Origin of the sequence: Pseudomonas sp. ANT_J28 (assembly GCF_008370005.1) — a bacterium.
In the GTDB taxonomy this organism is placed as follows: Bacteria; Pseudomonadota; Gammaproteobacteria; order Pseudomonadales; family Pseudomonadaceae; genus Aquipseudomonas; species Aquipseudomonas frigoris.
Genome location: NZ_VOBM01000050.1, coordinates 33,088 through 42,778, shown reverse-complemented (window position 1 = coordinate 42,778; position 9,691 = coordinate 33,088). Strand labels below are relative to the sequence as shown.

The window sequence follows — 9,691 nt, the reverse complement described above, 5'->3', positions numbered from 1 at the left end:
AGAAGACAGGGATTGATCAATCGAACTATGATTTTTCATGGACTCGCCCTCGCTGTCGTTGGCTGTTTAGACTGCCACCGTGGCGCATTGACGCCTCGGCTTGGGCGAGTCCATCCAATTACAAGGAAAGCGCCCTGGCATCTACAGAATGTCGCCACACGGCCGATACAGTTCCCATAAAACCAACGAATGGTTCGAGGGAGTTGCAGCATGTACCGATGGCTAGCCGAGAAACTGGGGAACGTCAGCGTCAATCGCAAACTGGGTGTCGGCTTCGGTCTGGTGCTGCTGCTTACCATGTTGATCACCTTCACCGGCTGGACCGGCCTGAGCGGCGTGATGAGTCGCGGCGACAAGCTGGGGTTTATTGCCAGCCTCAATGACTTGACCAAAGACCTGCGCCTGGCCCGTCTGGATTACGAAATGCGTCGCGGCGAACAAGGCCCCGGTGCGGTCAACGACCTGCTTGGCCAACTCGATACCGGCCTGAAAACCGCGCGCACGATGATCGAACAACCGGCCGACGTGGCGATGATCGACCAGCAACTGGCCGCCGTCAGTGAGTACAAACAAGCTTTCACCGCCATGACCCAGGCCGGCGCCACCCGCGAAGACGCCCGCGGCAAACTCGGTGCCACCGCCGACAACGCCGTGGCCCGTGTCGCCGAAGTCGAAAAATCCATGCTGCAAGGTGACAGCGTCGCCGATTTCAACAGCGTGATCGACCTGAGCAAACTGATCCAGCAAGCGCGCTTCCAGGTGCGCGGTTACACCTACAGCGGCAAAACCGAGGCCGAGCAACCGGCGCTGAACGCCATCGACAGCGCGTTGAAAAACCTCGAAAGCCTGCCCTCCAAACTGCCGGAACAGCACATTGCCAACCTGCAACAGGCCACTGACTCGCTCAAGGCCTATCGCGCCGCCGTCAGCCAGTTCCGTGACTCTCAGGTTGCCAGCGCTGCCGCGCTCAAACGTATGGCCGCACAAGGCGACATCCTGGTCGACGTCAGCAAAAAACTCGCCTTGTCGCAAACCATCATCCGAGACACTGACGCCGCGCATGCCAAAGACCTACTGCTGCTGGCCACCGTCCTGGCGCTGGCCTTCGGCCTGCTTGCCGCGTGGGCCATCACCCGCCAGATCGTGATCCCCCTGAGCCAGACCCTCAAGGTGGCGGAGCGTGTTGCTGCCGGCGACCTGACCCAAAACCTTATCTCTGAACGTCAGGACGAACTCGGTCAGCTACAGCGCGCCATGCAAAGCATGACCCTGGGCCTGCGCGAGTTGATTGGCGGCATCAGTGACGGCGTCACGCAAATCGCCAGTGCCGCCGAACAGCTGTCGGCAGTCACCGAGCAGACCAGCGCCGGGGTCAACAGCCAGAAGGTCGAGACCGACCAGGTGGCCACCGCCATGAACGAAATGACCGCCACCGTGCAGGAAGTCGCGCGTAACGCCGAAGAAGCCTCCGAAGCCGCCCTCGCCGCCGACCAGCAGGCCCGCGAAGGTGACAAAGTGGTCGGCGAAGCCATCGCCCAGATCGAGCGCCTGGCCAAGGAAGTCGGCAACTCCACCGAAGCCATGGGTCATCTCAAACGCGAAAGCGACAAGATCGGCAGCGTCCTCGACGTGATCAAATCCGTGGCCCAGCAAACCAACCTCCTGGCCCTCAACGCCGCCATCGAGGCCGCCCGTGCCGGTGAGGCCGGACGTGGTTTTGCGGTGGTCGCCGACGAAGTCCGCAGCCTCGCCCAGCGTACCCAGAAGTCCACCGAAGAAATCGAAGAGCTGATCGTCGGCCTGCAAACCGGCACCCAGCAAGTGGCGACCATCATGGACAACAGCCGCAGCCTGACCGACAGCAGCGTCGAACTGACCCGTCGCGCCGGAGGCTCGCTGGAAAGCATTACCCGCACCGTCTCGGCGATTCAGTCGATGAACCAGCAGATCGCCGCTGCTGCCGAGCAGCAGAGCGCCGTGGCCGAAGAGATCAACCGTAGCGTACTGAACGTGCGCGACGTGTCCGAGCAGACCTCGGCAGCCAGTGAAGAGACCGCGGCCTCCAGCGTTGAGCTGGCGCGGTTGGGGACGCATCTGCAGATGCTGGTGGGCAGGTTCAAGGTTTAAAACCGCGTCAAACGAAAAGATCGCAGCCTTCGGCAACTCCTACGGGTGTACACAAACCCCTGGAGCTGCCGAAGGCAGCGATCTTTTTTAGGCGCGGAAGTTAGAGAACCTGGCGCAAGAAGGCCTGAGCCCGCGGATCCTTCGGCGCATCGAAGAATTCGGCCGGCGAGGCGTCTTCCAGCAATTTGCCGTGATCGAAGAACAGCACCCGATCCGCCACTTCCCGGGCAAAACCCATTTCGTGGGTGACGCAGACCATGGTCATGCCTTCCACGGCTAACGTTTTCATCACGTCCAGCACTTCGCCGACCATTTCCGGGTCGAGCGCCGATGTCGGCTCATCGAACAGCATGACCTTCGGTTCCATGGCCAATGCCCGGGCGATGGCCACGCGCTGCTGCTGACCGCCGGACAGGCGCGACGGAAACTCGTTGGCCTTCTGCGCAATGCCGACCTTTTCCAGCAACGCCAAGGCCTTGGCCTCGCGCTCCTTCTTGCCGCGCTTGCGCACGACTTTCTGGGCCAGGCAGAGGTTTTCCAGCACGGTCATGTGCGGGAACAGGTTGAAATGCTGGAACACCATGCCGACTTCACGGCGGTAGGCATTCACGTCGGTTTTCGGGTCGGCCAGTTGCAGGCCGTCGATGCTCACCGAGCCCGAGTCGAACGCTTCCAGGCCGTTGAGGCAGCGCAGGAAGGTCGACTTGCCGGAACCGGACGGGCCGATCACCACCAGCACTTCGCCCTTGGCCACGTGCGTCGAAACGTTATCCACCGCGCGAACCACGTGGCCACGGGTGTCGAAAACTTTTACCAGATCGCGGACTTCAATCACTTTGCGCGAGCCTCCGCTCAAGCCGGCTGGCGATTTTCGACAGCGGCAGGTTTATCAACAGGTACAGACCGGCCACGCAGAACAGGATTTCGAACGGCGAGAACGAGGTGGTGATGACTTCGCGACCGCTTTTCAGCAGTTCGGTAATGGCGATCACCGACACCAGCGAGGTGTCCTTGACCAGACTGATGAACTGACCGGCCAGCGGTGGCAGCACCCGTTTGAACGCTTGCGGCAGCACCACGTGGCGCATCGACTGACCAGCGCTCAGGCCCAGGGAGCGCGCGGCTTCGTTCTGGCCACGGGCAATGGATTGCACGCCGGAACGGATGATTTCCGCCACATAAGCGCCGGTGAACAGCGACAGCGCGGCGATCCCGGCGAACTCCCGGGAGAGGTTCATCACGGTGCCGATGAAGAAGTAGAAGATGAAGATCTGCACCAGCAGCGGCGTACCGCGCACCAGTTCGACGTAGATCGCCGAGAGATCGCGCAGGGTCGGGTTGTTCGACAGTCGGCACAGACCCGTGGCGAGGCCGATCAGCAGGCCGAGCACACCTGAAACCACGGACAACCACAAGGTGGTCCAGAGCCCCCACATCAGCGGTCCGGCGGCCCAATGGCGGGTCACGCCGATCACGTCGCCTTCGGCCACGTCATCACCTTGGGTGACTTGCAGACTGTTGTCGTCGACGGTCAGGTGCTGCTCTGTACCTGCATCATTGCGCAGGGTGACGTCAACCTTGTCGCCCTTGCGCACCAGTTCGCTGACGGTGGAGATGTCGGCGGCACGCTGGGACTCTTCGGCGTGGTAGGCGAAGTATTGCGGCACGCGGTTCCAGCGCCATTCGTAGGACATCAGCGAGGTGGCGTAATACAACGCGCCGGCCAGGCCGATCAGCAGCAGCACGGTTAACACGTGCCACGGCCATTGGGCTTTTTTCTGTTTCATCAGCTCTGAAAGTTCCGAATTCTGTGTTGCCAGGGAGCGGGCTTGCTCGCGAATGGAGCGACGCGGTCTATTTGACCGAGTGTTACTCCATATCCTTGAGCCAAGCGGTGTCTTTGAACCACTTGTCATGGATGCGATCGTAGGTGCCGTCTTCGTGAATCTGGCGCAGGAAGTTGTTGATGAAGTTGACGCTGTCGTAGTCACCCTTCTTCAGACCGAAGGCCAGCGGCTCGTAGGTGAACGGCTTGTCGAGGAACACCAGTTTCCCGGCACCGACCTTGTTCACGGCCACGACGTTGTAAGGCGCGTCGTAGATAAAGGCGTCGGCCTTGCCGTTGACCACGTCGAGCACGGCTTCCTGCTCGTTGTCGTAACCGTGGTAGTTAGCTTTGGAGATAAGCTTTTTGGCCACCATCTCGCCGGTGGTGCCGAGCTTGGAAGTGATGCGGTAGTCGGCGATGTTCAGGTCTTTATAGGACTTGATGGTGCCTTCCAGTTCCTTGCGGATCAGCAGGGTCTGGCCCACCACGATGAACGGTTCGCTGAAGTTCAGGCGCAGGTTGCGTTCCTGGGTCAGGGTCATGCCGCTGCCGATCATGTCGAACTTGTCGGTGAGCAAGGCCGGGATAATGCCGTCGTAGCCGGTGGAAACCATCTCCAGCTTGACGCCCATGGCCTTGGTCATGGCTTTGAGGATGTCGACTTCGAAGCCGATGATCTCGCCGCGCTTGTTGGTCATTTCGAACGGCATGTAGGTCGGGTCCATGCCGACTTTCAGCGTGCCGCGCTTGACCGCGTCATCGAGGGCACCGGCGTGCGCCGCGTTGACCGCAACCAATGCCGTGACGCCAACCAGCAGCATCGAGAGATACTTCTTCATCATCAAGTCCCCAAAACCATCGCGTTGTGAGGCGCGCAAACCGCCGTTTTCCCTTGGAAAACCGGCAGATACGAACAGAAAGTTGTCCGGGCGCACCAATTCGGGGACGGATGCTAACGCACTCTTTCGTTTGCACAAGGGTTTAAGCAGGAATTGTTACTCGACGCTGATCAGCGCAAAAAAAACCCCGCTTTCGCGGGGTTTTTTGTCAGGCCAACTGCGGCTGCACACTCAGCGGCTTGAGCGGCAACAGCGGCGCATGGGGATCGGCCTTCACCGATTTACGCCAGGCTTCCAGCCACTCAGGGTGACCTTCGTTCCAGATCTGCTCATGCAGACGACCCAATGCCACCGGATCACTAAGCAGTTGCACGCGCTCATTGTTGTTCAGACCCTCAGGCCCGGCCTTCAGCGCATGACGAACCCGTTCGACCCGCAGCCATTCGATCGGCTCGGCCTGACGGTGGCGGGACGTCGCCAGCGAGCACGCCAAGGCGTTCTGCTGTGGATCGACCACCGAGCGGACGAAGCCGTCTTTCAGCGCATGCCAACGGTTTTCGTGGGTGTACTGGTCGGTCGCCAGCAACGCCTGTGGCGGATTGTATTCCTCAGGGATCAGGAACAGGCTTTCGTCACGGGACTTGAGGCCCAGGCCGACTCGACTGGAAATCACCGACACCGGAATCGACAGCATCAACGAACCGACGATCGGTACCAGCCACCAGAGGAAGCTCGGGTTCAGCCAGATCACCAGCAGGGCCCAGAAGAAGCCCAGCAAGGTTTGCGGACCGTGGCGTTTGACCGCTTCGCTCCATGGCGTGGAGTCGTCGTCACGTTGCGGCGAGTTCCAGGTCGCGGCCCAGCCGAGGAACGCGGCGAGCACGAAGCGGGTGTGGAAAATCATCCGCACCGGCGCCAGCAGCATGGAGAACAGCATCTCCAGCAGCATCGACAGGGTCACCTTGAACTTGCCACCGAACTCTTTCGCGCCCTTGGCCCAGATCAGGATGATGCTCAACAACTTCGGCAGGAACAGCAGCACGACAGTGGTCGAGAACAGCGCAATCGCCTTGTCCGGGTGCCATTGTGGCCACAACGGATAGAGCTGGCGTGGTTCAAGGAAGTATTGCGGCTCCATCAGCGTGTTGACCGCCAGCAGCGCCGTCGACAGCACGAGGAAGAAGAACCACAACGGCGCCGACAAGTAAGACATCACGCCCGTCAGGAACACCGCACGGTGCACCGGGTGCATGCCTTTTACCAGGAACAACCGGAAGTTCATCAGGTTGCCGTGACACCAGCGACGGTCACGCTTGAGTTCGTCCAGCAGGTTCGGCGGCAACTCTTCGTAGCTGCCCGGCAAATCGTAGGCAATCCACACGCCCCAGCCGGCACGGCGCATCAGCGCCGCTTCAACGAAGTCATGGGACAGAATTGCACCGGCAAACGCGCCTTTACCGGGCAACGGCGCCAGGGCGCAGTGCTCGATGAACGGCTTCATGCGAATGATCGCGTTGTGGCCCCAGTAGTGGGATTCGCCCAACTGCCAGAAGTGCAGACCGGCGGTAAACAGCGGACCGTACACGCGGGTGGCGAACTGCTGCATGCGTGCATACAGCGTGTCCATGCCAGACGCGCGTGGCGCGGTCTGGATGATCCCGGCGTCCGGGGTGGCTTCCATCAAGCGCACCAGACTGGTCAGGCAATCGCCGCTCATCACGGAGTCCGCGTCGAGCACGACCATGTACTTGTAATCACCGCCCCAACGACGGCAGAAGTCGTCGAGGTTGCCGCTTTTACGTTTAACGCGACGGCGACGGCGACGATAGAAGATCTTGCCGAAGCCCTTGGCTTCACGGCAGACGTCCAGCCAGGCTTGTTGCTCGGCGACGCAGATATCGGCGTCGTTACTGTCGCTGAGGACAAAGAAATCGAAGCGATCCAGGTTGCCCGTGGCCGCAACCGACTCGAAGGTCGCCCGCAAACCGGCAAACACCCGTGGCACGTCTTCGTTGCAGATCGGCATCACCAGTGCGGTGCGAGCGTCCGTGGGGATCGGCTCGTTGCCGGCGCTTTTACCGGAAATGCGGTATTTGTCGTGACCGGTGAGCAACTCGAGGAAGCCCATCAACGCGGTCCAGAAACCGGCCGACACCCAGCAGAACAGAATCCCGAACAGAATCAGGATGCTGGTTTGCAGTGCATACGGCAGCACTTGCGTGGCCGTTTGCGACAGCGGTTGATGCAGCACTTCGTTCAGGTCGACGAACGACCAGCCCTGGTACGGCATGATGCCTTTCATGTACCAGCCGGCGACGATGGTCTGGCCGAGCATCAGTACCAGCAGAATGTAGCGGCGGATCGAACCGACTGTGCGCCAGCGAGCCGCCGGCAGCACATTTTCATCCTTCGGCGGGGCCGGCGGATTGGTGCGACCGGTCAGACGACGCCAGCCACGCACCAGAATGTTGGTGCGCCACGGCTCCGGCACGACCTTGGTCCGGCGAATCGGCGGGGTTGCCCGCAGACAGACCCGGCCGCTGGCGTCGAGCACCAGCATTTCAGCGTCGGCCAGTTCTTCGGCGGTGTTCAGGGTCAGCCGACGACCCACCGAAGCTTGAGCAGCCTCGGTCGGCGCGTCGAACGTCGAGGACGAAAGGCGTTCATGCAATTCGCTGAAGGACTTGCAGCTCGCGAGTTCCGCGCGCTGCTCGTCGGTCATTGGTAGATGCGCCAGATACTCGGCAAGCGTTTCTGGCTGTACTTGAGAATTACTCATCGGCAGGCAACTGGTAGCTCCAGGTCTCGGTCAGAACTTCTTCAGTCGGTGCCGATTCCGGTGTGGCTGGGGCCGCGTCGGCAGCGACTGGCTGCTTGGCGTCTTTGTTGTCCTTGTCCTTGGAATCTGCGGCTGGCATGGCTCCAACCTGCTTGGCCTCAGTTTGCTTGGTTTCCTTGGCTTCCTTGGCTTCCTTGTCCAGCTTCTCCTGCTGCCGGGCGGCAATCTTGTCGGCCTTGGCGACGGACGAATTGGACGCGGGTACCGATGTTTTGGCCAAGTCGGCAGGCACGATGTTCTCGACCAGTGCAGCACGCATCTCGGTAGGCTTGCCCGGATCCTTGATCTTCATCCGTAACGTCAGGCGCCAGCCCTTGGTTTCAGGGTTGTAACGTACGCTGTTCTCGACCAACTCGGCATTCTCGCCAACGCTGACCTGACTGCGAACGTCCGCAGTTTCCGGCAATGCCGCAAGGGACGGGCCTTCGAAGTCCACCAGATAAGCAACGCTACCGTCCGGCTGACGAATCAGGTTGGACTGTTTAACGTCGCCCGTAGAACGCAGGGTCTGTTGAACCCAGGCGCTGTCCGGTGCGTGAAGTGCAGCTTCGTCGATGGTCCAGTGCATGCGGTAAGCAACATCCAGGGACTGGCCAGGCTCAGGCAGTTTTTCCGGACTCCAGAACGCAACGATATTGTCGTTGGTTTCGTCGGCAGTCGGAATCTCTACCAGATCGACGGAGCCCTTGCCCCAATCGCCTTCTGGTTCGATCCAGGCACTTGGGCGCTTGTCGTAGCGGTCGTCGAGGTCTTCGTAGTGGCTGAAGTCGCGGCCACGTTGCAGCAGGCCGAAACCGCGCGGGTTCTCGATCGAGAAGTTGCTCACCGCCAGGTGTTTCGGGTTGTTCAGTGGGCGCCAGATCCATTCGCCATTGCCGGCATGGATCGACAGGCCGCTGGAATCGTGCAATTCGCGACGGTAGTTCAGCACTTTCGACGGCTGATTGGCACCGAACAGGAACATGCTGGTCAGCGGCGCAACGCCAAGCTTGGTGACCTTGTCACGCAGGAACATCTTGGCCTTGACGTCGACGACGGTATCGCTGCCCGGACGCAGGGTCAGGCGATAGGCACCGGTAGCGCGTGGTGAATCCAGCAGGGCGAAGATCACCAGGTGCTTGTCACCCGGCTTCGGCTGTTGAATCCAGAACTCGGTGAAACGCGGGAATTCTTCGCCGGACGGCAACGCGGTATCGATGGCCATGCCGCGAGCGGACAAGCCATAGGTGTGACCCTTGCCGACAACGCGGAAGTAACTCGCGCCGAGCATGGTCATGATTTCGTCTTGCTTGTCAGCCTTGTTGATCGGGTACAGCACACGGAAACCGGCATAACCCAGTTGTTCGGTGGCTTTAGGATCGAACTTCACGTCGCCGAAATCGAAACGACTTGGGTCGTATTTGATCTCTTCGACGGTGTTAGCTGTGATTTCGTTGATTTTCACCGGCGTATCGAAATGCATGCCCTGGTGATAGAACGACAGCTTGAACGGGGTCTTCTGATCGGCCCACTCGGCTTTTTCGGTCAGGAAGCGAATTTTTTGATAGTCCGCGAATTTCATCTCGCGGAACTCGTTCGGCAGGTTACTGCGCGCAGCTTCGTATTTCTGCCCGGCCAGCTCTTTTGCCTTGACCGATACATCATCCAGATTGAATGCCCAAAGCTGACCGGCGCTGAGCAGGCAGAGCAGTGCAGAGCCCGCTACTAGAGCGCTTCGTAACCGTTTGGCAGACAATTTTGCATTACAGGGACTAACAATCACGAGCAACCCTCGCCGAAAACAGATCAAAAAACCAACGGCCAGTTAAAGTGCCTGTGAGGTGTACGGCATGAAAAAACCGACCCTACAGACCACTCTTGCCAAGTTGGCGAGCATTGTTCCGACTCCTATGGGGCTAAATGATTCCCCAAGAGGTCCAGGACAAGTCTCTACCTAAGTCAAAATGGACCAACGAACGCTGATCCCCGTAGCGCGCGATTATCTAGTAGGCCGCGTTACAACGCATCAGGGGTAACAAAGTATTTATCGCGAAAAACGCCTGTTTTCAGTCGAAAAGC

General features: G+C 59.9%; 6 protein-coding genes and 1 pseudogene. 2 read left to right on the top strand and 5 right to left on the bottom strand.

Features of this window, described 5'->3' with window-relative positions:
* Positions 1 to 189: 189 nt before the first annotated feature.
* Both FQ187_RS31015 and FQ187_RS31010 read left to right on the top strand, forming a co-directional pair.
* Positions 190 to 1,269, top strand: a pseudogene (locus tag FQ187_RS31015) (methyl-accepting chemotaxis protein); the annotation flags it as partial.
* Positions 1,255 to 2,127 carry a methyl-accepting chemotaxis protein gene (locus FQ187_RS31010; protein WP_371925558.1) on the top strand — a complete coding sequence of 291 codons (873 nt, stop codon included), beginning with the start codon at positions 1,255 to 1,257 and terminating at the stop codon, positions 2,125 to 2,127. The pseudogene FQ187_RS31015 and the gene FQ187_RS31010, both read left to right, overlap by 15 nt.
* Before the next feature lie 100 nt (positions 2,128 to 2,227).
* On the opposite strand, the gene FQ187_RS26185 is transcribed toward FQ187_RS31010, so the two are convergent.
* The 5 genes from FQ187_RS26185 to FQ187_RS26165 all read right to left on the bottom strand — a co-directional run bounded on the left by FQ187_RS26185 (position 2,228) and on the right by FQ187_RS26165 (position 9,395).
* The gene (locus FQ187_RS26185; RefSeq protein WP_033055330.1) at positions 2,228 to 2,962 is read right to left on the bottom strand and encodes an amino acid ABC transporter ATP-binding protein; all 735 of its coding nucleotides are present in this window, start codon (positions 2,960 to 2,962) and stop codon (positions 2,228 to 2,230) included.
* Complete coding sequence (locus FQ187_RS26180) at positions 2,955 to 3,914, bottom strand: amino acid ABC transporter permease (RefSeq protein WP_149631692.1); 960 nt, start codon at positions 3,912 to 3,914, stop codon at positions 2,955 to 2,957. Before FQ187_RS26180 ends, FQ187_RS26185 begins: the two co-directional genes overlap by 8 nt.
* Before the next feature lie 82 nt (positions 3,915 to 3,996).
* Positions 3,997 to 4,794, bottom strand: coding sequence for a transporter substrate-binding domain-containing protein (locus FQ187_RS26175; RefSeq protein WP_149631691.1), 798 nt, complete (start codon positions 4,792 to 4,794; stop codon positions 3,997 to 3,999).
* A 208-nt stretch (positions 4,795 to 5,002) separates the two neighbouring features.
* On the bottom strand, positions 5,003 to 7,573 hold the full coding sequence (gene mdoH, locus FQ187_RS26170; protein ID WP_149631690.1) for a glucans biosynthesis glucosyltransferase MdoH: 2,571 nt from the start codon (positions 7,571 to 7,573) through the stop codon (positions 5,003 to 5,005).
* Positions 7,566 to 9,395 (bottom strand): glucan biosynthesis protein G, encoded by a 1,830-nt coding sequence (locus tag FQ187_RS26165; RefSeq protein WP_149631689.1) that lies wholly within the window; start codon positions 9,393 to 9,395, stop codon positions 7,566 to 7,568. Before FQ187_RS26165 ends, mdoH begins: the two co-directional genes overlap by 8 nt.
* Positions 9,396 to 9,691 lie beyond the last annotated feature (296 nt).

Bases quoted from the DNA above. Each gene is read 5' to 3' on its own strand.
- FQ187_RS26175 (WP_149631691.1), bottom strand. From the start codon at position 4,794: ATGAAGAAGTATCTCTCGATGCTGCTGGTTGGCGTCACGGCATTGGTT.
- FQ187_RS26180 (WP_149631692.1), bottom strand. From the start codon at position 3,914: ATGAAACAGAAAAAAGCCCAATGGCCGTGGCACGTGTTAACCGTGCTG.
- FQ187_RS31010 (WP_371925558.1), top strand. From the start codon at position 1,255: ATGCAAAGCATGACCCTGGGCCTGCGCGAGTTGATTGGCGGCATCAGT.
- mdoH (WP_149631690.1), bottom strand. From the start codon at position 7,573: ATGAGTAATTCTCAAGTACAGCCAGAAACGCTTGCCGAGTATCTGGCG.